Below are 23,205 nucleotides of genomic sequence, written 5' to 3'. Positions count from 1 at the left end.
ATTTGCTTTGCTATAAAATACAATGGCCACATAACGAACACGAATTATTTGACTTCAATTAAGTGGCCAAAGCAAAATGCTGATTATTAGTTTAACTATTATTGCCAGTTTATTTTATGTGTTAGCAACGTCTCACGTGCTTTCGCGGTTGTTTCATCATCAGGGCCCGAGCCAAAAAGTTACTATTATACTCAGTACGGTCGCTATTTTGGCGCACATGCTGCTTTTAGTAAATTCGGTATTTAGAGCTGATGGACAAGATTTAAGCATTGTTAATGTGGCATTGCTGACTTGCTGGATTATCGTGCTGTGTGTTACTACCGTTTCTTTGAAGTTTCCCGCGACCTTGCTACTACCTGTAGTTTATGGTTTTGCTGCGCTATTAACAATTTCTAGCTTATTTATCCCTCATCATGTTCTATTACAAAGTATTAATGTAGAGCTGGCGCTAGTTGCGCATATATCACTGTCATTATTAGCCTACTGCATTTTAATTATTGCAACTTTGTATGGCGTACAGTTTTACTTTATTGATAAACGCTTAAAACGAAAAGACCTAGCGATAGTTCACAGTCACTTACCGCCGCTAATGGTAGTAGAGCGCCAACTTTACCAGTTATTAAACTTAGGCACCGTATTATTAAGTGTGGCGCTTATTACCGGATTTGTATTTCTAGATGGCATGTTTGCCAAAGAGTTTATTCACAAAACAATCCTATCCTTAGTTGCTTGGGCCATTTTCACTACAATTGCGGTTGGCCATGTAAAACGTGGTTGGCGAGGAAAAGTAGTGGTAGTTAGTATAATGATTGCCGCTTTTACACTCACACTCGCTTATTTTGGTAGCCGTTTTATACAAGAAGTGGTCCTGAATAAGTTTTAACTTGACTCTGAAAGCTCACTCTAGCTTAATACGCATTGGTTTATAAAAAAAGGATCCATCGTTGGACGACATATCGACAAGTACCCTGTTTATCATATTAGGTTTATTGGTGCTTTTTTCTGCTTACTTCTCCGGGTCAGAAACCGGAATCATGTCAATCAACCGTATTCGTTTGCGACACCTCGCTAAAGAGAACCATCGTGCTGCGAAACGCGTTAGTAAATTACTGAGTCGACCAGATAGGTTGATAGGTCTGATACTCATTGGTAATAACCTGGTTAATATTGCGGCAGCTCAGGTAGCTACCATTATTGGTATACGCTTGTATGGCGATTTAGGTATTGCGATAGCGACAGGTGCATTAACACTTGTTGTACTAATTTTCGCTGAAGTAACGCCAAAAACACTGGCTGCCCTCTATCCTGAGCGAGTCGCTTTTCCCAGCTCTGTGATACTCAAAGGTTTGTTAAAAATACTCTTCCCGTTTGTGGTTGTTGTTAACTGGATGACCAACGGCATATTACGCTTATTTGGTATTAGTGCTGCACAAATAGATGAGCACAGCATGAGTAAAGAAGAATTAAAAACCGTGCTTAATGAATCAGGGGCTTTGATCCCGGCGCGCCACCAGAGTATGCTGACCTCAATTTTAGATTTAGAACAGGTTACCGTTGAAGATATTATGATACCCCGCAATGAAATTGTGGCGATTGATATCAACGATGACTGGAAAATAATTAGTAAACAGCTGACTCATGCTCAACATACTCGCGTACTCTTATATCGCGACAATATAGATGATGCAGTGGGATTTATTCACTCTCGTGATGCATTGCGTCTTCTTACTAAAGAGCAATTCGATAAACCTTCGCTACTGCGCGCTGTACGTGAAATTTACTTTATTCCTGAGGGAACGTCGCTTAACACCCAACTACTGAAGTTCCAATTATCAAAAGAACGAATTGGTATTGTTGTTGATGAATATGGCGATATCCAAGGCTTAGTTACTCTAGAAGATATTCTTGAAGAGGTTGTGGGCGATTTCACCACTACTCAAACTCGTACACCGAGTGAAGAAGTAACCACACAAAATGATGGCTCTTATATTGTTGATGGTGGTGCTAACGTACGCGACTTAAATAAAGAAATGGGTTGGGAATTCCCATTAGATGGCCCTAAAACGCTAAGTGGCCTCATTGTTGAGTACTTAGAAGACATCCCTGATGCTAACTTAAGCATTCGTATTGCAGGTTATCCGGTTGAGGTACTTGAAGTGAAAGAAAACATGATTAAACAAGTTAAAATTCAGCCCAATAAACGTAAAAAATAAACCAACAAAAAAGGAGCCAAATGGCTCCTTTTTTATTAATCTGGGTTTAGATTAGTTAAAAGAATAAACGCTCTAACCAACCTTTGTCTAAATCATCCTCACAGCGTCTTAGCTGTGCTCCATAACGGCTTGCACGATGTTTTACTTTATTGGCAACGCTCATTAACCACTTTTTCTTACGATAAGTGCCTCGCTTATAACCGCCCCACCCTTCGTGATAATTTAAATACTGTGCGTAAGCATCCCATTTAGAAACGCCATTAACTTTGTGAGTTTTATAAACAAACCACGCCATAAAATCGATCGCATCTTCAAATTCATCTCTATCAGCACCACTATTACCTGTTTCACGAATATAATCAGACCAAGTTGGAGTTTTAGCTTGAGAATAACCATAGGCATCACTTGCGCGGCCGGTTGGAATTATCCATAAAAAGTATTCCATGGGTGGCGCGGCATCATGACGAAAAGAACTTTCTTGGTACATCATACTCATTAATACGTGTTTGGGAGAGCCCCACTTATCTTGCGCGTCTTTAGCATCAAAATACCAGTCAGATTTCTCTTCAAAGATTTTACAAATATCTTCGGGTTGCTTAGGTGGCGCAGTGGCACACCCCGCTAAAGTAAGCATTAGAGATAAAGTAATAATATTTTTTTTCATTTTTTAAGATCTCACTGAACTTTTTAAAAAAGCGTGGGTCTGAATCTATGAATGCAGCAGTACAGCATTGTTTCATCCCTAAAGAATATTTACGCAGCTACTATGAGCTGCGTTTTTTTTGCCTACTACTTACTAAAATATGTATCTAAAAATGCAGTAAATGATTGATTATCGGCTTGCTCAATTGCTTTTTGAGCTTGGTAAGACTCTGTCGCTTGTTGCGCTAACCACGACTTTGAGAATTCAGTATAACTGGCTATATCATGGCTTTGTTTATACTTTTGAGCAAGTGAGAGTGCATAATGACCATTATCTAGCCCTGATGCTTTTAATTGCTCAACATAACGCCCTGAATAAGTTAATGTAGGATTATGCACCCACGTTGCCATGCGCTTAATAGTGTTTGAGTAATAATCAACCCCGTACGCGCTATCCATCCACTTAGCAACATCAACGAGCTGATTAAATATTTCATCACCCCATGATTCAAGACTGCGCTGCTCATTATTAAAATTAAGCATTAGGCCTTTTTCTCGGCCTTGGTTTACTACTGTATCAAGATTTTCAGTGCTTCGCGCTTGCTCTTCCCAGTCCATAGGCGCTGAGTCTTTTAATAAACAATAGGTTAAAAATACATCTAAAAAGTGTATTTGCTCTAAATCAATGCCTACTTCACTAAATGGGTTAACATCCAATGCACGAATTTCAATATATTCTATACCCGCTCTTAGTAAAGCATCGGTGGGTGTTTCACCATTTTTAGCATTACGCTTGGGGCGAATTGGCGAGTAAAACTCGTTCTCTATTTGTAGAATATTTTTATTTAATTGCTTTGGCTCTGCACTGGTGTAGTCGTCAATACTGCCATAAATATCTGAAGGCGTATTTATGGCTTTTTTAAGCCCTGCTACATATTCATCTAATGAGTTATACATCACGCGTAATGATGACTGTGCACTGTTGGTATAACCTAGATTACCTAATCGAAGCGCCGTGCCTACTTCTAAATATAAAGTACCTTTACCTAGCTTTTTAAACGGTAAATCACTTTTACGCCCTTGCAAAAATGAACTACACAATGCCGGTGACGCACCAAACATGTAACTAATTAACCACAACTCGCGTTTAAAATTGCGAATTAATGCTAAGTACCCATCAGATATAAAGTCTTCAAGCTTCGCGCTACTTTGCTTTAGTGAGTGTAGTGACTGCCATAACGTTTCTGGAAAAGAAATATTAAAGTGCACGCCGGCAATCGCTTGCATCATACTGCCGTAACGGTTCTTTAAACCTTCACGATATAAGGTTTTCATTTTACCAACGTTAGAATCGCCAAATTGTGCTAATACAATATCGTCCTGATGATTTATAAAACACGGCATACTAATTGGCCACAGCAGTTCATCGCCCATATGTTCTAGGGTGAACTTTTGTAAATCTTTTAGCTGTTGTAACGTTTGCGTTGATGACTCGCTAACCGGTGTAATAAACTCAAGTAAAGACTCAGAAAAGTCAGTCGTGATATGTCCGTTGGTAAGCGCACAGCCAACCCCTTCAGGGTGAGCTTGCTTAGAAATAGAACCATCAGGTTTAATTCTTAGTGATTCTCTCTCAATACCGCGCATAATACCTTTAATAGCATGCTGATTATCTGCATTAGATAGCGCGTTGAGCGTGTTCTTTAAATTATAAGTTGCCAAAAAAAAGTTTCCTCGAGCCAAGTGGCTTAATCATGAGGTTATGGGGTCTAATTACCTTTACTCAAGATTAAATGAAGAAAAAACTATATGAATTTATTAGATATAGTTTTTAATGAATTTTAAACACGCTTTGTTTCACGCTATAAAAGATAATCTTGCCATTGCCACCAGCAATATACAATTTCTTTTACATATTATTTGCCACAATCCTCTCCTACCAACAACGTATTATTCCCCCCCATGCGAAAGGGTGAATCTCTTGTTAAAAGTTTGTCATAATTAAAAAATTCAATTACCCTTAAAATTGATAAAGATCATAAAAACATCAAAAAAAATGACTTACTACCGCTATTTAAAACTTATCACTAACGTACATTAGTTTTAGTAATTACAATAGCCACCCCAATAAAGGATGATAAAGGATTACTATGCGTCGTAATCAAAGCTTGATAGATGAAGAAGTCACTTTTGAAGAGCAGCAAGAGTTAGTTTCAACAACCGATCTTCGAGGTGTTATTACCTATGCTAATCATGAATTTTGCAGTATTGCTGGCTATGAAATGGATGAACTCATTAATAAAAACCACAATATAGTTCGCCACCCTGACATGCCTAAGGCGGCATTTAAAGAAATGTGGGACACCTTAAAGCAAGGCCATTCGTGGCGAGGAGCTGTAAAGAATTTATGTAAAGACGGCCGTTACTATTGGGTTGATGCATTTGTAACACCTATTTTTGAACATGGCCAATTGATTGGTTATCAGTCTGTGCGTGTAAAACTCTCGCAACGCGCAAAACGCAGAGCACAGAAACTGTATGCCAAAATTAACGCTAATCAGTCACTATTTAGCTGGCGTGAACACACCTCACTCAGACAAGGCTTAAGCATAGCCGGTGTTTTAGTTTGGTTAGCCTGTGTTGCTATTTGGGGATCAATCGCGATTGCAGCGGTTAACTTGATGGTGTGTATTATCATTCTAGTTTTAAATTATGATGAACTAATAGCAACACCTGCGACCCTAAAGCAGCAAAAGAGTCAGGCTGATTCGGTGTCTCGTTATGTATTTAGTGGTTCACACCCTCACAGTATTAGTGATTACCGAGAGCAAATGCTTTGCGCCAAGTTAAAAACGGTACTCGGTCGTGTTAAAGACTCAACCTTGAGTTTTAATACAATTGCTCAAGGCTTAGATCAGCAATCTACGCTGACCGAACAAGGAATTTCCTCTCAGGGAACTCAGCTTGAGCAAATAGCCACTGCAATGTCACAAATGAGCACCACCATTGGTGAAATTTCTAATAATACTAATAATACCGCAGATAAAGTGGGGATCACTTATCAAAGCTGCTCTGATATAAAAAGTCATATTGCCGATAATAGCAAAATGGTATCTGACTTAGCTATGCAAGTTGAGCAAGCGGCAACCACAGCCACAGGACTTGCCTCTGAGGCCGATAAAATTGGTCAGGTAATGAGTGAAATAGAAGGCATTGCAGAGCAAACCAATTTGTTAGCACTTAACGCTGCGATTGAAGCTGCCCGTGCTGGTGAGCATGGTCGGGGTTTTGCGGTGGTCGCTGATGAAGTGCGCGCATTATCTTCACGTACTCAAAACGCCACAGCACAAATTCATAGCTCCATTAAAGAGATTCAAGATACCTTGTTTAGCTGGTCTAAAATCATGCAGAGCACAAAACAACAAGCCGATGACTGTGTGAACACTACAGGTCAAACGCAGCAAGAGCTGGATAGTATTTTTACTCAAATTAGTGAAATTTCACAGCTTGCCACCGATATTTCAGCTGCCGCAGAGCAACAACAAGTGGTAAGTAGAGACATTGGCAGCAATGTTGAAAAAATTAAAGGTTTGGGGGATGACAATTTACAGCTTAGTTATAGCGTAGCGCATGGCGCTGCTGAATTGGTGGAAGGCTCACGAAAAGTAAATGATTTACTGCTTACCTTTAAAGTTTAATCCACTCCTTTGAATCAAAAACAAAAAAGCCGCTATTTTCAGCGGCTCTTTACTGTGCTCAGATTATCGGCTAGTAAACTCTAAGCCCTCACCACTTGCATCAATAACAATGATGCAGCCTGGTTGAAAATCATTATTAAGCAGCTTTTGTGCTAACGGATTTTCAATAGTTTGTTGTATTGCACGCTTAAGTGGGCGAGCGCCATAAACCGGGTCAAAACCACTAGCAGCAATCCGCTCAAGCGCAGCATCTGTCAATTCAAGTAAATAACCCATCTCAGTTAATCGTTCACGCAATTTACTTAACTGTATATCTGCAATTTCTTTAATATGGCTATGTGCAAGCGAGTGGAACACTACTGTTTCATCAATACGGTTAATAAACTCAGGCCTGAATTCATTATGCAGTACACCCATTACCTTAGCTTTAAGCTCGTCATAGTCATTACTCCCCGATTGCTCTTGGATAATGTCTGAACCTAAGTTAGAGGTCATAATGATAACCGTATTTTTAAAATCAACAGTACGGCCTTGACCATCTGTTAAACGACCATCATCAAGAACTTGTAATAAAATATTAAACACATCTGGATGCGCTTTTTCTATTTCATCAAGCAAAATAACCGAATAAGGTTTACGACGAACAGCTTCGGTTAAATAACCGCCCTCTTCGTAACCTACGTACCCTGGAGGCGCACCGACTAAACGTGCGACTGAGTGTTTTTCCATAAACTCAGACATATCTATACGCACCATGGCACTTTCGGTGTCAAACATATAGCCAGCCAACGCTTTTGTTAGCTCTGTTTTACCCACCCCTGTTGGCCCTAAGAATAAAAATGAGCCAATAGGACGATTCGGATCAGCAAGCCCTGCGCGCGAACGACGGATGGCATTGGCCACAGCAACTACCGCTTCATCTTGCCCTATCACTTTATTGTGTAATTGCGCTTCCATTTGCAATAGCTTTTCACGCTCACCTTGAAGCATACGTGCCACCGGAATACCGGTCCAACGTGATAAAATTTCAGCTATTTCATCTTCGCCCACTTGGTTTTTAAGTAAGCTCATTTCTTGCATTTCGGCTTGTGATGCTAAATCAAGCTTACGCTCAAGCTCGGGTATACGGCCATATTGCAGTTCTGACATGCGCTGTAAATCGCTTGCTCTGCGTGCCACTTCTAAATCAAGTCGTGCCTGTTCAAGCTCAGCTTTAATGACTTGCGTACCTTGCAAAGACGCTTTTTCGGCATTCCATACTTCATCGAGTTCACGGTATTGCACCTCAAGCTCAGTGATCAGCTCAACCATTTCTGCACGGCGCTTTTGACTCGCCTCGTCTTTTTCTTTAGCCAAGGCGTTATCTTCAATTTTTAACTGAATGATACGACGCTCTAACTTATCTAAGGCTTCAGGTTTTGAATCAATTTGCAGTCGAATAGAAGAGCCCGCTTCGTCAATTAAATCAATTGCTTTATCAGGTAATTGGCGATCACTAATATAGCGATGTGATAACTGCGCTGCAGCAACAATTGCCGGATCGGTGATTTCCACTGAGTGATGTAATTCGTAACGCTCTTTTAGACCACGTAATATAGCGATAGTATCTTCAACCGATGGTTCTTCAATTAATACTTTTTGGAAACGGCGCTCAAGTGCAGCATCTTTTTCAATGTATTTACGATATTCATCTAAGGTCGTTGCACCTACGCAATGAAGTTCTCCTCGTGCTAATGCAGGTTTTAACATGTTACCCGCATCCATAGCGCCATCACTTTTACCAGCGCCAACAATGGTATGAATTTCATCAATAAACAAAATCACTTGGCCTTCTTCTTTGGCCAATTCATTTAAAACTGATTTTAAACGCTCTTCAAATTCACCTCGGTATTTGGCCCCAGCAACCAACGCGCCTAAATCAAGCGAGAGTACGCGCTTGTTTTTTAAGCCCTCTGGCACTTCCCCATTAATAATACGTTGCGCAAGCCCTTCGGCAATCGCGGTTTTACCCACCCCAGGCTCACCAATTAACACAGGATTGTTTTTGGTGCGGCGTTGTAATACTTGGATGGTGCGACGAATTTCATCATCACGGCCGATTACAGGGTCAAGCTTACCTTGCTCCGCCCGCTCAGTTAAATCAATAGTGTACTTTTCAAGTGCTTGACGAGTTTCTTCAGCATTAGGATCATCAACTTTTTGACCACCGCGAATTGCTTCTATGGCAGTTTCAACTTTGTTAGCGGTGATATTAAGTGCTTTAAATACACTGCCAAGCGGCCCTTTATCTTCACATGCAACTAAAACAAACAGTTCGCTTGAGATATATTTATCTTTGCGTTTTTGGGCATACTTGTCACACAGATTAATAAGTGAAACCATGTTGTTTGACAATTGCACATCGCCACCAACACCTTCTACTTTAAATAATTTTTCTATCTCTTGAGATAGTTTAGTATTGAGCTCATCCACGCTAATGCCCATTTGTGCAAATAAGGCGCGCACACTTGAACCACTTTGCTTTAATAAAGCATACATAAGGTGAACGGGTTCAATAAATTGATGATCGCGACCTAGCGCTAATGATTGCGCATCTGAAAGCGCAGACTGAAATTTACTTGTAAATCTATCTAAACGCATGGGGGTTTACCTATAAAAAAACGAATTACTTTATAAATGGGTATGTTAGCGGATTTGTTCAAGGTATTGAGGGAAAAATAATCACTTAATAGTAATTTACTTGCGCCAGATCAAACTTGCCATACGACCGGTTTGGCCGTCACGTCGATAAGAAAAAAACTGATTTTTTTGAGAGAACGTACAGTATTCACCACCACTAATATTCACAACACCCCGTTGGTTTAGCAAAGTACGCGCAATGTAATAAATATCAGCTAAATATTTATCGTTATTTTGAGGTTTAAACGCATCATGCAAAGCTGGATTATTGGCTGTAAATGTTGCAACGACCTCTTGGCCGACTTCAAATCGGTTAGCTCCTATTGCAGGACCTAACCACGCATGTAAATTCGCTGGCTCATGTTTAAAACAGCTAACTGTATTATTAATAATTCCTTGCACTAATCCTCGCCAACCTGCGTGAATTGCAGCCACTTCTTGGCCATCGCTTGAGGTAAGTAAAATAGGTAAACAGTCAGCGGTCATTATAGCTAAAGGTTGATTGCGTAACTGCGTGTAAAGCGCATCCCCCGTCAGTATGTGATTAGCGTCAAACGCTTCATCCACTAAAATTACATCAGCGCTATGAACCTGATTTAACCAAACAGCAGGATTAGGTATGTAACTATTTACATGCGCTCGATTGGTTAATACATCTTGGCTGTTATCACCTACATGTAACCCTAAATTCAAACTATCAAATGGAGGCTTTGACACACCTCCATCCCGTGTAGTACTCAATGTGCCTACACCCTGAATAGGTTGCCATGTAGCTGATAAGCCAGACATAATTAACTAGCTATATCTGGATTTGCTTTTGTATCTTCGCGCAGTGCTTGTGTCATCTGGACCATATCATCAGGAATAGGTGCTTGCCAGGTCATCATTTCACCAGTAATTGGATGAGCAATGCTTAATTTTACAGCATGCAGCGCTTGACGCTTAAAGCTACGCAGTAACTCAAACAGCTCAGGGGTTGCTCCTTTTGGTGGACGAGGACGGCCGCCATAAGATTGATCGCCAATTAGTGGATGGTTTAAGTAAGCCATATGCACGCGAATTTGGTGTGTACGTCCGGTCTCAAGGCGTAAACGCAAACGAGTATGAGCTCGGAACTTTTCTGCCACACGGTAATGCGTAATCGCTGGTTTACCCATTTCATGAACAGCCATGTGCGTACGTTGAGTTGGATGACGACCAATCGCTTTTTCAACCATACCACCGGCGGTCATAGTACCATTACATAAGGCTTCATATTCACGTGTGAAATTTTCGCGCTTTTGTAAGGCTTTAACCAAATGAGTTTGTGCCTGAATCGTTTTCGCGACAACCATTAAACCCGTTGTGTCTTTATCAAGACGATGAACTATACCCGCTCGTGGTACGTTAATAATTTCTGGGAAGTGATGAAGTAATGCATTTAACACCGTACCGTCAGGGTTACCTGCACCAGGGTGAACCACTAATCCCATTGGTTTATTGATAACTAAAATATCATCGTCTTCATAAACGATGTTTAATTTGATATCTTGTGCTTCGTATTCACGAGGTGCTTCTATTGTTGTTTCAACAGCCACAACTTCACCACCGAGTAATTTTTCACGCGGGGTGTTGAAAATTTCGCCGTCAACGGTGATTTTATCATCTAAAATCCACGTTTTTATCCGTGATCGTGAATAATCAGGGAACAATTGTGCTAATACTTGGTCTAGACGTTTACCACCTAAGTCTGTTGGGACCTCGGCTTGGAGAGATATTTGCTCTGACATTAGTAACTTTACCCAATTTACCAGTGCAAGCTTTGCTTGACTGGGTTAGAATCGCTTTTAATAAAAGCATAACATAATACGCATAGTTTACTCGGTTTTACCCACTTGGCCTAGCCGAAGACATCGAAGGTAACAAATAAAATGATAAATAAAATAGGGAAACGTGCATTCGCCATTGTTTTTTCAGTTTCAGTGCTTAGTTTAGGGGCTTGTTCGTCTGCACCTGACCAAGAAGACATTCAACGAGTACCAAACAGATCAGCACAAGCACTATATGAAGATGCAAAACAAACGCTTGATTCTGGTTTATACGCACGTGCAATTGAACTGTTAGCGGCAATTGATTCTCGCTACCCGTTTGGCCCGTTTTCAAAACAAGTACAAATGGATTTAGTGTACGCACATTACCAATCAGGTAATACAGAGCAGGCACTTGCTACCATTGACCGTTTTATTCGCTTAAACCCAAACCACAAAGATTTAGATTACATGTACTACATGCGTGGCTTGGTTAATATTAAAGCGGATAAAAATGCTTTCCAAGAGTACTTTGGTGTAGATAGAGCCGACAGAGACGCTAAACGTACCCGTGTAGCTTATACCGATCTATCAACCTTAGTTAAACGTTTTCCAGAAAGTGACTATGCGCCAGAAGCAAAACGTCGTTTAGTTTGGCTATTAAACCGCATGGCACGTTACGAGCTAAAAGTTGCGACTTACTACTACGAACGTGAAGCCTATTTAGCAGCTGCGAATCGCGGTAAGTTTGTGGTAGAGCACTACTCACAAAGTAGCTACTTGGATGCGGCACTAGCCATGATGGAAAAAAGCTACGATAAGCTTGGATTGACTGAATTAAGTGAGAATGCAGCGCAAACGCGCAAATTTAACAGTAGAAATAAATAATACGAAAAAGGCGCTACTTTCAAATAAAAGTAGCGCCTTTTTTACTCAAGACTACGATTATATCGCGTCTTCATCTTCTTCTGCAGTACGAATACGAACAACACGCTCTACCTCAGTGACAAATATTTTACCATCACCAATTTTGCCTGTCTGTGCGGTTTTAACAATCACATCAATAGCGCGTTCAACATCTTCATCACCAAGCACAATATCTAACTTTACCTTTGGTAAGAAATCAACCATATACTCTGCGCCACGGTATAGCTCGGTGTGACCTTTTTGACGACCAAACCCTTTGACTTCACTTACTGTCATACCCGTAATGCCAACATCAGATAGTGCTTCGCGCACATCATCGAGCTTAAACGGTTTAATGATTGCTTCTATTTTTTTCATATTAGTTACTTTTGAAAGCCTCAGTTGCCTCGATTTTAGACAATCATGAGGTTCATAGCAAACAAAGTGATTGAATAGCACAGGTGAAAAATAATCATGGTATGATTATTTTAATAAAAATAACTATACTAGGGTCTGTTGACCTTTCAACATCACCGAGTTAATGAGATTTATATGAAAACCAAGCATACAGGATTTACTCTATTAGAGTTAATGGTTACCGTTGCTATTGTTGCAATAATAGCAAGTATTGCAATATGGAATAGTAGCGATATGCTGGAAGAAAATCGAGGCGAAAACTTTTTATTGGAGCTTAAGCGTAATATTAGTTTTGCGCGCTCACAAGCGGCTAGTACTGATGAGATTGTGGTTATTTGTGCAGCTCAGCATTCGGAGGTTAAAAACAATGATGATAGTATGCAATGCCGAGCAAGGTGGGATCGTAATAAAGTTATTATAACCTTTATTGATGCAAATAATGATGGTCAATATAATTCTTCCTCTGACAGCTTAATTCGCGTCATGGAAAAAATTAGCCTTAATGATAAGGTAACATTCACAGCTGGAGATAGACGGATACGGTTTAACACCAGCGGTCGTATCACCACTAAACCTGGAAATTTTATTTTTTGCCCTAATGGTACTAATGAAAATAATAAAGGGTTAACACTGTCTCAATCAGGAACTGCTTTTTATATAGGTGACACAACTCAAACCTGCAGCTAAAAGCCATTTCATACTTTGTCGTTTTTTGATTATTTACTAAACTAATATAATGGACTGTTCAATGTAAGGCTTCAGGGATGAAGTTAATTATAAGTGTTCACAAAAACGATGGCGTTACGTTAGTAGAATTACTAGTAACCATTTTAGTTATTGCAATACTGAGTCAACTCTCTTTGTCGTTTGCTCCTGACTTCTTGGCGCTCAATCGCGCAGATAATCAGGTTAGTCTATTACACCGAAATATTAATTTAGCACGTCTTTATGCTATAGAGCATGGCAACTACGTAACGCTGTGCGCTTTGAAAGATAAACAATGTTTAGATGGTGAGTGGCACACGGGTGTGTCACTTTTTACTGATCATGACAAGTCAACATCTTTGGATAATGACGAACGTCTTATTAGTACCTTTGAACATACCCATCCCTCTGATAGCTTAGAGTACCCCCGAACTGCAATAACTTTTAGACCCGACGGCTCTTTAAATGGCTTTCAAAATGGTACTTTTATCTATTGCCCTAATAGTGAAAAAGCAAACCTTGAAGGGCTTGCTCTATCTATAAGTCAAACAGGTCGCATAAGGATAAAGTCCACAAATAGATGCAAAAATAACTAACCTGAATTCTAGTTAGGGGGTTTACAGTGTAAAAAGCCAGACTTCACGTCAGTAGCTGGCCTATTGCAAGTAGGTTCAACGCAATTAGCGCTAAAAATAGCTGCTTGAGATAGGTATACAATTCAGAGTAAGGTTAATTAGCATCATCTACCCCAGCAATAGGTTATATCTGATTTACCTTTGCTGCCTTTAGCCCCTTTTAAGCCTAAATCATTAATAGACAATTCAGTACAATCAGCATCCCCTTTAACAGCTCCAGCGATGGGTTTCGCTGTAATTGTAAATTCATTACTATTAACCACATTTATTGCTAACTCAAAATGCCCGTTTTCAGTTTTACTTTGAATACCTAAGTCACTAAACGAAGTTGAATAAACTCGGTTATCTACAAAGTATTGCTCTTGCTTATTTGCCGCATCTAACAGCGCAGATGCAGCTTCTGCGCGTGATGCCCTTTTTACATACTCTGTGTAATTCGGCAATGCAATTGCGGCAATAATGCCAACAATCGCTACTGTGATCATTACCTCAATTAATGTAAATCCTTGTTGTGTCTTATTCATATACAGCCCTTAATTGTTTATCTCATCGTTTTCTTCACGCTTATAAATATATGTTTGCTGCGTTTTAAAGCCAAAGCCACTGTTGCCACTCTCTAGTAACTTTATAGTTCCATCTTCGATTTTTAGACCAGGCCCTGAAATGTTACCGGGTACAAATGGTTTGGAATCACCTTTAATTAAAGGACCAGGGAAATAAAATTTACTTTCGGGTGGCTTCCTTTCAGGACCATCAGGACCATCAGGACCATCGGGACCATCAGGACCATCAGGACCATCATCACACTGTCCATCGGTATTAGCATCCACGCAAGAAGAACCAAAGTATAGCTGTGGTGTATCGGGCACATCGTAACTGGTTACAAATTTGAGCTGTTCATACACCTTTGTACCGTAATGCAAATGAAACGCATAAAGCGCACCACCGCCTCCACTTAAAGAACATTGATTCTCTACAACGGCATCAGATGCTGGCGTGAAAGAAGTAAAATAAGCAACTCCGCCAACAACGGTAGCTGCAGCTAATGACTTTTCACCTTTGGCTAATTCGTAGCGCCACCCTTTCTTTTTTGCCAACTCAGCTTCAACAAGATTAAAACCATCTATGTCATCTAAAGTATTACCAAACGGGTCATCGTTCATAATCATTAAGTCGGAGGGTTTAACTGCCGCAGGCGCATTGATTTTAAATGAGCGTGTCAGCGTATTTTCATCACGAATCATAAACAACTGATCTTGCTCATTTGTATTCGTTGGTTTTGAACGATTGCCGCTGCCGATAACAACAGCATCATAAGGAGTATCTAAACGGGTAATAACTTTATCACCGTTGATGGTCGTCTCTGTTACTTTACTAAACAAAGTACGCGCAATCAGAGGCTTATAAAAGAAGCGCCTGTCTTGGGTATTTTGATTGCTACCAAGCTCAGCAAGTTTAAAGTGACTAAACTCACTGCTATCTTCTCCTGGCATATCAATTCGCCAAATATTACCACCGGTGTCTGAAGCATAAATTCGGTCAATATAGCCGTCATAATCTGAATCAAGCGTAGTTAAATCAGCGGCAATGCTATGTTTACCTTTAAAACCATTGCTATTTGGGGTTAATGCCCACACTAAGCTACCTGTTTTTGCTTCAACAATATAAATGCCTCGACCACGGGAATCCTCAGCTCTTATAGCCGCGTCTTTATTTGTATCGTAACCTGCACCAAATACGAGTAAAGGTTTATTACCAAAAGCTTTAATATAAGCTATTTGCGGTTTTGACCATGTTTGTGCTAATTCCGTAAAATCGCCTTTGCCGCCTTCAATTGGTTTGCTCCAAAGGCGCTTTGGCTGGTTCGGATTTGTAATATCTAAGCCATAGTAATTCTTACCACCACGACGCATACCAGCAAAAGCCCAAACAGCATCTCCTTTGCTAGCATCTATAATACCGTCATTTAAACCTTCGCTATTCAAACTCTTATTACTAAAGTAAACACTGATAGGGCCGTCCATGCCATATACCTTGCTATCTGCTTGTTTATTTCTGAGTGGCTTAATAATGTCAAATAATGCTGAAGGTATAAACGCCCAACTTTCGCTTACAGTCTCGCCAGCATCTTTAAACATATGTAAAAACCCGGCATTTGTTCCTATAAGAATTCGTATATCATCACTGCCATAGTCGATAGCAATAGGCTTGGAATGTAATGGGTCGCCAAAAATATCAGAGCGTTGATCTTGCGAAGAGCCATCTTTATCCTCATCATCAACGTCGACCCCTCTAGCCCAATTAACATCTTGGCTTGTTAAGGTTAGCGGGTTATCAACAATACCACTAAGAATATCGCTGACAACCGAAGTATCAAAGCTAACAATAGAGCCTTGATTTTCAGTGAATAAATTACGAGCTAGTGGATCTATCGTACTTAGATAATGATTTACGCCACCTTGTGCAACCGCATTACCATCAGCGGGTTGGCCCGCAGGTAGCCAAAATGTTTTTGCATCTTTTGAAATTAAACCGTCGCTATTAAGAGCAAGCTTGTTAGTCGCATCAACAATCTGATTGCCTGTAATTTTTAACTTTTTGAGGTTACCACGCCAGCGAGCCCCTGTTTCAGGATAAAACATAGCAAAGTAAAGAGCATCACGGCTGCGAGTTTGGTCTACGTTATTGCTGGCCACTGATGGCGATGAAAAACTATCGTTTACTTCACGAATACGAGAAATCGTATTTTTAAGTGCGTCTGACAGTTGTGCTGCAGTATTGGCATGCAAATATTGCCCACCGCCATAGTCTGCAGTCTCAGTAAGTAAGTTTTTACCTGAGTTACTCATTCCAGTACCAAAGCCAATAGGAAATACACGACCAATATCTAGTACATTATTGGTTTTGCTATACAAATCAACTTTTACATCATCTGTACCATGGATAATTTTTGCCAGCGCTGCCAAATAACTATTGCTGACAACAGGCGCATTTTCAGAAAAATAATCCTCATGAAGGTTAAATATGTCATTATTTCTATTAGAATCGTTGGTAGGATCTCCATCTGTCATTAAAATAATGTTGATACTATTGTCACAACGTAATGGCTCACCCGCTACTGGGGCAAAAGGTGATTTATAAACTCCTGATGACTCAGCGGTAAAATCTCGATTATTAGTGTTATCGCCATAGTAAACATCTTGGCCTGTTATGTATAAATACGCTTCCCATAATGTTTCAGTTAATGGGGTTGACCCACTAGCAGGTAGCTCATCAATTTTATTGAGCAACGTTGACTTTTCAGCACCTACTCTGGCTAGTACATAACCGCCACTACTGCCATTAAAACGCATTAAACCAAATTCAATATCATCATTATCGTTCACTAATTGCGTAATCGCATTTTGTGCAACTCTTAAACGACTATCACTACATGTGGCTTCATAATTGTAGTAGCTAGTTCGTTTGTAACATTGCTCATTACGTTTATAGCTGTCTTTACTTTCAAAACAATCGACCTCGTAATAACGATTACCGCTTCTCATGTAACAGGCATTGCCATCGTTTACATCCCAAGCCATACTGCCTGATGTATCAAAAATCATAATTACGCGTGGCTTTTCATCTGTCTCCACATTATGGTTAACATACAGCTCTATATCTTCAGCATGAGCTGACATGCCAATTAATATTGCAAATATAGGCATGAACATTCTGTTTAGTGTAAGTTTCATATTAAAACCCCTTACTTATGCTAGCCATCTCTTGGGCTACGCCGGTAACAATTGTTAGTTGGTGTTTACTTTTGGAGCCGTACTCTATGGTTGTAGAAACTTGCACCATGTTGCATGAAATGCCAGCAGTAAAATTAAAACGACGAGGGCATTCTAAATCAAGTACACCATTGTTTAAGTTAATCATATTGCTTTTCATATCATCGCGTTCAGCCATAACAACACCGTTATCTGATACTTCTTCAGGGGTTAAAAAGAACTGATTAGCAGCCCCTTTACTAGCTTCATCAGCAATAATGCGCTGTACTTCACCAATTAGTTGATTTTCTGCAACTTCACGCTCTTGAGCTGCATTTGTAATTTTAATATCAATACTGCTGCTACTCATTAAAGTAACCGCAATTCCTGTCACTGCTATCACCATAATAAGTGCTGTAATAAGTACAACACCCTGTTGTTTCTTTTTCATATGAGTTAAATACGCCATAAATTTGCTCCCACATTATTTAAACGAATAGTCGTCGTGAAAACAGTTCGTCTGAAATTATCTGAAAAAGTAAGAGAGCGACTATTAGCATCTTCCCCTAATATGTACGTTTGGTTCTTAATTTTAAGGCCTGGATCTGGCTGCAATGCTCTGATCAGTAAGAAAACTTGTACTGTTAAAATACCTCTACGGTTTTCCCAGTCGCTGGCGTTCATATCACTGATGCTTTTATAGATATCAACGCGACTATCGTTGGTAGTATCTAAACCAAAAACAAAACGCATATTTTCCACGCCTTCCATTATAGTTTCAGTATTTATAGACCCGCCTACTAAACGCTTTCGCATTAGTGCCGGTACAGTAAGGTTCTTATTATTTACCGTATAAGTTTGCTCTGCAATATAATAGCTGTGATGACTATACGGCCATACCGACGCATTGATATTTACGCTAGTAGGGTCAACAATACCTCGCTCAAAGCGTGCATTTTCTTGCTCAGCAATAAAATAATTCTCATCGCTTTGCGTTTCATTAACACCTGAGGCATCAACTTCTAGTTGATTACCTTGTAAAAACTTAACCTGTAAAATATCAGTCCCTTTAATTGGGTTTTTTACACAGTTGAGCTCATTAGAACTTGCCGCCGTTTTAGCGTATAAAGATCTAAAGTTACTACTACTCGTTAAATCTGGAAAACTGCCATTGTTAGCTCCTTCAAAGCAGTCATTAGTAGGATTTGACAATGATGATGTGTTTGCAGCGGTAAATGAATCATCATAAAATGTTCCCCAAAAACCAACTTGCTCAATATCTCGTTGCATAATATTTATAGCTAAACGGCCTGACTCTTGTAACTCGCCTATAGTCATTGTGTCTTTGGTGGTTACTTTCATACCGATATAAGTAAACATTACCCCACCCAAAATTAATCCCCCTATAAATAGAGATATCATCATTTCAATGAGTGTAAATCCTGTTTGCTTCATTTTAGCTCCTAACGTATACATAGCTATTAAGCACGACTAAGCGACGCTTTTTATCTGCGACGCCACAACCAATCTTACCTGTCGCCTCACTTGCTTTAAATTCTTGTCGACCCTGCCAAGAAACAATAACCTCAAGGTTATATGCTTTCCCACCAGAACCCGCTACCACTTCAGGGTTAATACACACAGTTGCACCATCAAGTGATCCGGTATTCTCTCGGGCTCGAATAGCACGTTTCCATTGCTCGATATCTAAACTAGCTATTTGCGCGTTGCTACATGAGCTTGTAAAACATGTTTTAGACGATTTCTTAGTGGTTTCACTAGTAAACTCTACATCGTAAAGGGTCGCGAGCTGCGAAGTATCATTAGCTCGAATACGTTGAATAATATCATTACCAAGCGCAACAGCAGCAGCACGTTGCATTGAATCAAAGCTTGCTTGCTTTGCTTTTGCTTGCAGGGCTACAGCGCCCAATAAACCAAAGCTGAGAATAATAAACGCAATTAGGACTTCAATAAGGGTAAAACCTTTTTGCAATTTAAACGTACTCAAATACATAGTAAAACCAAATAATAATTACCTGATAATAAGTGTATGCAATTACAGATTAGATTCAACTAGAACCATGACTAACGGTTAATTATGTTGATAAGCGGTTAATAGGTAGGCGTATTAAAGTTCACTTTTTACGCTTTTGAGTGCTCGACGACTTACAGCTAACAAAGTAGTACAACCATCAAGTTCAATAACATGTTGATGGTTTTGAAGCGTATGTAGGGCAATAATTTTGTTTTTATTCACCAAAGTATGTCGATGAATTCTTAATAAATGATGCGGGTATTGCATTTCAAGATGCTTTAAACTGTCCTCAATTAAAGCTTCCCCTTGATCAAACACAACCTTGGTATACTTTTCCTCTGCGTTAAAATAAAAAATACTCTCTATTTCAACACTTCTGATAGTGCCAGCCAGTTGATACGTTACTTTTTCTGTTTGTTGCTGTTGCAGATGTACTCTGTTTAAACGTCCTAGCTGTTGTAATGCATGTTGCAAACTTTTTACTGATATAGGTTTTACCAAATACCCTGCTGCATTTAGTTGCAACGCATCAAGTGCATGCTCAGGGTGAGCAGTTATAAAAATAATTGCCGGCGGAACCGCAAAGCTATTGAGTTGATTGGCCACTTCGATGCCATTTAAGCCTGGCATATCAACATCTAAAAACACTAAATCAGGCTGAAGTTTTTTTATTTTTATTAAAGCGTCATTGCCATTACCGGCCTCACCTTGCACTTGAATAGATGTATGGCTCTGACTAAGTAAACGTTTTAAGCGTGCTCTGGCTAAAGGCTCATCATCTACAATCAGTGCATTCATAACATGTGCTCTGTTTGTTTTGGAATAACCACTTTAACTCTAAATTTATTTTCTTTGTTAGTTATTGTCAGTTGCGCCTGATCTTTATAATAAATACTTAAACGAGAACGGATATTATCAATTGCCATACCGTTATGCTCTCTAGTATTAGCGGCTTCAATAGGTACAGGGTTAGTCACAATCAAGGTTAAATAATGTGTTGTAACATGCAGCTCAATACTAATGGTAGCACCACTTTGGCTGGGCTCTACACCATGGCATACTGCGTTCTCTACCAAAGGTTGTAATGTTAGATATGGAATATAGAGCGCAGGGAGATTTTCTGGTAATGACCACTTAACCTGTAAGCGCTCAGCAAAACGCCATGACTCAAGAGCAATATATTGTTTAGTTAATACTATTTCATCACTGAGTAATACACTTTGCCCTGACCGCATTGCAGCCTGCGAAAGCGCCGCTAATGCTAAAATAGCATGCTCTGCAGCCTCAACATCATGATGCGTTAATTCTGCTGCCGTATTCAAACTATTATATAAAAAATGGGGTCTGATCCGCGCCTGCAAAGCATCAAGCTCTGCACGAGAGAGTGCTTTGGCTTGCTGCTCTTTTTCAAAATGAATAAGCAAAAATTGTACAAAAAGTAAGGTAAGCAAAAATACAATAATGCAATTACGTAACACAAAAAACGTAAGTTGTTCTTCGTTTTCTATATCAAAAGCAATATAAGAAAAAGCCAGACTAAATAAAGCAGTACTCAAACTATATACAGCAATAAAAAAACTAAGCTGAATAAACTGAGGCTGTTTTGCAAGAAATCGGCGACAAATATATATAAAAGAGGTGCTTACTAATACGGTTACATGGAGAAATAAACTAATCTCTCCCAAATGCAGCCATATGTCACCGCCAGCATTAGGAGCAAAAGCTAAAATAATAGCCACGACTTGGGTTACTATGAGGGATGCAAGTACACCACGCTCATTAAAAAGGGCCGAAAAAAGTAGTGCATCTGGTGTCAGTTGCTTACTCATTCGACCCTCCTTTTATCTATTAATAGACTAACGCAGCTCTACTGGCACAGCAAAAACAATGTTTTCTTCTTCACCTGGGTTTTCTGTTACTTGTTTGCCACCAAGCTCTTTTAAGCGTGTAATGACTTGCTGAACTAATACTTCAGGAGCTGATGCACCGGCAGTCACACCTACACTGTTGATACCATCAAACCATGATGCTTCAACATTACTAGCATCATCTATTAAGTAGGCTTGTGTACCCATTTTATCGGCAAGTTCCCGTAAACGATTAGAGTTAGAGCTATTTTTAGCACCCACAACTAATAACACATTCACTTTATCAGCTAAATCACGAACCGCATCTTGGCGGTTTTGTGTTGCATAGCAAATATCATCTTTACGTGGACCATCAATTGTGGGAAATTTACTACGTAAAGCATCAATCACATCGGCAGTGTCATCTACTGATAGAGTTGTTTGGCTGCAGTAAAAAAGATTATCCGCATTTTTTACATCAAGCTTTAATACATCATCGACTGTTTCAACAAGATAAATTCCACCTTGCTGGTTATCGTATTGACCCATGGTACCCTCAACTTCAGGGTGTCCGTGGTGACCAATTAAAATGCATTCAATGCCTTTTCTACTAGCACGGGTTACTTCCATATGCACTTTAGTCACTAATGGGCAGGTTGCATCAAATACTTTTAACTCTCTGCGTTTAGCTTCTGCACGAACAGCTTGAGATACACCATGAGCACTGAAAATAACAATACTATCGTCAGGAACCTGATCAAGTTCTTCAACAAATACGGCGCCGCGATTTTTTAAACCATCAACCACATAACGGTTATGCACCACTTCGTGACGCACATAGATTGGCTTTTCAAAAATATCTAAAGCGCGCTCAACAATACTAATTGCGCGGTCAACACCGGCGCAAAAGCCTCGTGGATTAGCTAATAATATTTCCATTAGCCTTGCACCTCAATAATATCAACCTCAAACGTTAAACGCTGACCCGCTAATGGGTGATTAAAATCGATAGTAACTGACTCACCTTGCACTTCACGAACCAAACCCGGAAGTTCAGTACCATCAGGTTGAGTGAACGCAATAATCGCACCTACTTTAGCCGGTGTTTCTGCACCAAACTTACTACGATCTACATAATAAATATTATCTGGATTGGGTTGACCAAAGGCATCCTCAGGCTCAAGCTCAAATGTTTTGCTTTCACCCGCAGTTAGGCCAAGCAAACATTTTTCAAAGTTAGCGGTTAAACTGCCATCACCCATAGTGAGCTTGGCAGGTTTGTTATGCACTTTTGTTGAGTCAGCGGCAGAGCCATCTTCTAGTTTAATAGAAAAATGAAAAATAACGTCTGAGTTTTCACCAATTACAGCTTGGCTCATGCTTTATGCTCCTTTGGTTCTTCGCCTGTAAAGGCGTCAAATAGTAATAACGCAGCGCCTACACAAATAGCACAATCTGCAATATTAAATACGGGGAAATGTGAGTCTTCGTAAAACACATGTAAAAAGTCAATAACGTAACCATAAGCAACACGGTCGTATAAGTTACCAATAGCACCCGCTAACACTAACGAGTATGCACCGCACAATACTTTATTAGACGCAGGAAGGCGCTTTAACCACCATACCAACAAACAACTAATTGCAATTGCTATTACACTTAAAAACCAACGTTGCCAGCCACCCGCTTCGCTTAAAAAGCTGTAAGCTGCACCGTAATTATGTACATAAGTGATACTAAAAACAGGCAGTAGATTAATTGACTCACCATAGGCCATGGTGTTTACAACCAGTGTTTTACTGGCAAAGTCTATTACTAGTAGTAATAGACTCAACCAAAGCCACACTAAACCACTTTTTTGGGCTAGTTTGCTCACTAAAAACAAC

The 23,205-nt window shown here is 39.8% G+C and carries 22 protein-coding genes; 6 read left to right on the top strand and 16 right to left on the bottom strand.

Going from position 1 to position 23,205, the window contains the following annotated elements:
* Window positions 1-76 precede the first annotated feature (76 nt).
* Entirely contained in the window at window positions 77-883 is an 807-nt protein-coding gene (locus FHG08_RS08690; RefSeq protein ID WP_138606286.1) for an inner membrane protein YpjD, read from the top strand.
* 61 nt (window positions 884-944) lie between these two features.
* Entirely contained in the window at window positions 945-2,213 is a 1,269-nt protein-coding gene (locus FHG08_RS08685; RefSeq protein WP_013464491.1) for an HlyC/CorC family transporter, read from the top strand.
* A 55-nt stretch (window positions 2,214-2,268) separates the two neighbouring features.
* On the opposite strand, the gene FHG08_RS08680 is transcribed toward FHG08_RS08685, so the two are convergent.
* Both FHG08_RS08680 and gshA read right to left on the bottom strand, forming a co-directional pair.
* Window positions 2,269-2,877, bottom strand: coding sequence for a hypothetical protein (locus FHG08_RS08680; RefSeq protein ID WP_131690740.1), 609 nt, complete (start codon window positions 2,875-2,877; stop codon window positions 2,269-2,271).
* 125 nt (window positions 2,878-3,002) lie between these two features.
* Window positions 3,003-4,577, bottom strand: coding sequence for a glutamate--cysteine ligase (gene gshA / locus FHG08_RS08675; protein ID WP_178955540.1), 1,575 nt, complete (start codon window positions 4,575-4,577; stop codon window positions 3,003-3,005).
* A 428-nt stretch (window positions 4,578-5,005) separates the two neighbouring features.
* Here gshA and FHG08_RS08670 point away from each other — a divergent pair, with 428 nt between their 5' ends.
* Window positions 5,006-6,553: a PAS domain-containing methyl-accepting chemotaxis protein gene (locus FHG08_RS08670; RefSeq protein ID WP_178955539.1), complete on the top strand. Its 1,548-nt coding sequence runs from the start codon at window positions 5,006-5,008 to the stop codon at window positions 6,551-6,553.
* A 63-nt stretch (window positions 6,554-6,616) separates the two neighbouring features.
* On the opposite strand, the gene clpB is transcribed toward FHG08_RS08670, so the two are convergent.
* The 3 genes from clpB to rluD all read right to left on the bottom strand — a co-directional run bounded on the left by clpB (window position 6,617) and on the right by rluD (window position 11,001).
* Window positions 6,617-9,193: an ATP-dependent chaperone ClpB gene (gene clpB / locus FHG08_RS08665; protein WP_178955537.1), complete on the bottom strand. Its 2,577-nt coding sequence runs from the start codon at window positions 9,191-9,193 to the stop codon at window positions 6,617-6,619.
* Between the two features lie 96 nt (window positions 9,194-9,289).
* Window positions 9,290-10,021, bottom strand: coding sequence for a peptidoglycan editing factor PgeF (gene pgeF, locus FHG08_RS08660; RefSeq protein WP_178955535.1), 732 nt, complete (start codon window positions 10,019-10,021; stop codon window positions 9,290-9,292).
* 2 nt (window positions 10,022-10,023) lie between these two features.
* Window positions 10,024-11,001 carry a 23S rRNA pseudouridine(1911/1915/1917) synthase RluD gene (gene rluD, locus FHG08_RS08655; protein WP_008114448.1) on the bottom strand — a complete coding sequence of 326 codons (978 nt, stop codon included), beginning with the start codon at window positions 10,999-11,001 and terminating at the stop codon, window positions 10,024-10,026.
* Between the two features lie 141 nt (window positions 11,002-11,142).
* Between rluD and FHG08_RS08650 the strand changes: the two genes are divergently transcribed.
* A complete protein-coding gene (locus FHG08_RS08650) occupies window positions 11,143-11,907 on the top strand; it encodes an outer membrane protein assembly factor BamD (protein WP_138607642.1) in 765 nt (254 codons plus the stop codon).
* Between the two features lie 57 nt (window positions 11,908-11,964).
* Here FHG08_RS08650 and FHG08_RS08645 read toward each other — a convergent pair whose 3' ends face one another.
* The gene (locus tag FHG08_RS08645; protein WP_008114445.1) at window positions 11,965-12,303 is read right to left on the bottom strand and encodes a P-II family nitrogen regulator; all 339 of its coding nucleotides are present in this window, start codon (window positions 12,301-12,303) and stop codon (window positions 11,965-11,967) included.
* Between the two features lie 174 nt (window positions 12,304-12,477).
* Here FHG08_RS08645 and FHG08_RS08640 point away from each other — a divergent pair, with 174 nt between their 5' ends.
* Entirely contained in the window at window positions 12,478-13,029 is a 552-nt protein-coding gene (locus tag FHG08_RS08640; protein ID WP_138607640.1) for a GspH/FimT family protein, read from the top strand.
* 77 nt (window positions 13,030-13,106) lie between these two features.
* A complete protein-coding gene (locus FHG08_RS08635) occupies window positions 13,107-13,643 on the top strand; it encodes a GspH/FimT family pseudopilin (protein WP_138607638.1) in 537 nt (178 codons plus the stop codon).
* 143 nt (window positions 13,644-13,786) lie between these two features.
* On the opposite strand, the gene FHG08_RS08630 is transcribed toward FHG08_RS08635, so the two are convergent.
* From FHG08_RS08630 to lspA, 10 genes are all read right to left on the bottom strand, one after another.
* The gene (locus FHG08_RS08630; protein WP_138607636.1) at window positions 13,787-14,206 is read right to left on the bottom strand and encodes a type IV pilin protein; all 420 of its coding nucleotides are present in this window, start codon (window positions 14,204-14,206) and stop codon (window positions 13,787-13,789) included.
* Between the two features lie 9 nt (window positions 14,207-14,215).
* Window positions 14,216-17,416, bottom strand: a complete 3,201-nt coding sequence (locus FHG08_RS08625; protein ID WP_178955533.1) for a pilus assembly protein — start codon at window positions 17,414-17,416, stop codon at window positions 14,216-14,218.
* A gap of 1 nt (window position 17,417) precedes the next feature.
* Window positions 17,418-17,903, bottom strand: a complete 486-nt coding sequence (locus FHG08_RS08620) for a pilus assembly protein PilX (protein WP_138607632.1) — start codon at window positions 17,901-17,903, stop codon at window positions 17,418-17,420.
* Window positions 17,891-18,889 (bottom strand): PilW family protein, encoded by a 999-nt coding sequence (locus FHG08_RS08615; protein WP_178955531.1) that lies wholly within the window; start codon window positions 18,887-18,889, stop codon window positions 17,891-17,893. Before FHG08_RS08615 ends, FHG08_RS08620 begins: the two co-directional genes overlap by 13 nt.
* Before the next feature lies 1 nt (window position 18,890).
* Window positions 18,891-19,451, bottom strand: a complete 561-nt coding sequence (gene pilV, locus FHG08_RS08610; RefSeq protein WP_178955529.1) for a type IV pilus modification protein PilV — start codon at window positions 19,449-19,451, stop codon at window positions 18,891-18,893.
* A gap of 114 nt (window positions 19,452-19,565) precedes the next feature.
* On the bottom strand, window positions 19,566-20,270 hold the full coding sequence (locus tag FHG08_RS08605) for a LytTR family DNA-binding domain-containing protein (protein ID WP_138607626.1): 705 nt from the start codon (window positions 20,268-20,270) through the stop codon (window positions 19,566-19,568).
* On the bottom strand, window positions 20,267-21,301 hold the full coding sequence (locus FHG08_RS08600; RefSeq protein WP_178955527.1) for a sensor histidine kinase: 1,035 nt from the start codon (window positions 21,299-21,301) through the stop codon (window positions 20,267-20,269). Before FHG08_RS08600 ends, FHG08_RS08605 begins: the two co-directional genes overlap by 4 nt.
* Before the next feature lie 27 nt (window positions 21,302-21,328).
* Window positions 21,329-22,258: a 4-hydroxy-3-methylbut-2-enyl diphosphate reductase gene (ispH, locus tag FHG08_RS08595; protein ID WP_178955525.1), complete on the bottom strand. Its 930-nt coding sequence runs from the start codon at window positions 22,256-22,258 to the stop codon at window positions 21,329-21,331.
* Entirely contained in the window at window positions 22,258-22,698 is a 441-nt protein-coding gene (gene fkpB, locus FHG08_RS08590; protein ID WP_010391275.1) for an FKBP-type peptidyl-prolyl cis-trans isomerase, read from the bottom strand. The genes ispH and fkpB overlap by 1 nt, the downstream gene beginning before the upstream one ends.
* Window positions 22,695-23,195: a signal peptidase II gene (lspA, locus tag FHG08_RS08585; protein WP_131690731.1), complete on the bottom strand. Its 501-nt coding sequence runs from the start codon at window positions 23,193-23,195 to the stop codon at window positions 22,695-22,697. Before lspA ends, fkpB begins: the two co-directional genes overlap by 4 nt.
* Between the last annotated feature and the right edge of the window lie 10 nt (window positions 23,196-23,205).

Origin of the sequence: Pseudoalteromonas sp. Scap03 (genome assembly GCF_013393115.1) — a bacterium.
In the GTDB taxonomy this organism is placed as follows: Bacteria; Pseudomonadota; Gammaproteobacteria; order Enterobacterales; family Alteromonadaceae; genus Pseudoalteromonas.
Note: the sequence above shows the minus strand (reverse complement) of the source record. Positions and strands in the feature narration are given on the sequence as shown.

Bases quoted from the DNA above. Each gene is read 5' to 3' on its own strand.
- FHG08_RS08635 (WP_138607638.1), top strand. From the start codon at position 13,107: ATGAAGTTAATTATAAGTGTTCACAAAAACGATGGCGTTACGTTAGTA.
- FHG08_RS08690 (WP_138606286.1), top strand. From the start codon at position 77: ATGCTGATTATTAGTTTAACTATTATTGCCAGTTTATTTTATGTGTTA.
- FHG08_RS08620 (WP_138607632.1), bottom strand. From the start codon at position 17,903: ATGGCGTATTTAACTCATATGAAAAAGAAACAACAGGGTGTTGTACTT.
- clpB (WP_178955537.1), bottom strand. From the start codon at position 9,193: ATGCGTTTAGATAGATTTACAAGTAAATTTCAGTCTGCGCTTTCAGAT.
- FHG08_RS08605 (WP_138607626.1), bottom strand. From the start codon at position 20,270: ATGAATGCACTGATTGTAGATGATGAGCCTTTAGCCAGAGCACGCTTA.
- FHG08_RS08650 (WP_138607642.1), top strand. From the start codon at position 11,143: ATGATAAATAAAATAGGGAAACGTGCATTCGCCATTGTTTTTTCAGTT.
- FHG08_RS08600 (WP_178955527.1), bottom strand. From the start codon at position 21,301: ATGAGTAAGCAACTGACACCAGATGCACTACTTTTTTCGGCCCTTTTT.
- fkpB (WP_010391275.1), bottom strand. From the start codon at position 22,698: ATGAGCCAAGCTGTAATTGGTGAAAACTCAGACGTTATTTTTCATTTT.
- FHG08_RS08630 (WP_138607636.1), bottom strand. From the start codon at position 14,206: ATGAATAAGACACAACAAGGATTTACATTAATTGAGGTAATGATCACA.
- ispH (WP_178955525.1), bottom strand. From the start codon at position 22,258: ATGGAAATATTATTAGCTAATCCACGAGGCTTTTGCGCCGGTGTTGAC.
- FHG08_RS08680 (WP_131690740.1), bottom strand. From the start codon at position 2,877: ATGAAAAAAAATATTATTACTTTATCTCTAATGCTTACTTTAGCGGGG.
- FHG08_RS08625 (WP_178955533.1), bottom strand. From the start codon at position 17,416: ATGAAACTTACACTAAACAGAATGTTCATGCCTATATTTGCAATATTA.
- pgeF (WP_178955535.1), bottom strand. From the start codon at position 10,021: ATGTCTGGCTTATCAGCTACATGGCAACCTATTCAGGGTGTAGGCACA.
- rluD (WP_008114448.1), bottom strand. From the start codon at position 11,001: ATGTCAGAGCAAATATCTCTCCAAGCCGAGGTCCCAACAGACTTAGGT.
- FHG08_RS08640 (WP_138607640.1), top strand. From the start codon at position 12,478: ATGAAAACCAAGCATACAGGATTTACTCTATTAGAGTTAATGGTTACC.
- FHG08_RS08615 (WP_178955531.1), bottom strand. From the start codon at position 18,889: ATGAAGCAAACAGGATTTACACTCATTGAAATGATGATATCTCTATTT.
- FHG08_RS08645 (WP_008114445.1), bottom strand. From the start codon at position 12,303: ATGAAAAAAATAGAAGCAATCATTAAACCGTTTAAGCTCGATGATGTG.
- FHG08_RS08670 (WP_178955539.1), top strand. From the start codon at position 5,006: ATGCGTCGTAATCAAAGCTTGATAGATGAAGAAGTCACTTTTGAAGAG.
- pilV (WP_178955529.1), bottom strand. From the start codon at position 19,451: ATGTATTTGAGTACGTTTAAATTGCAAAAAGGTTTTACCCTTATTGAA.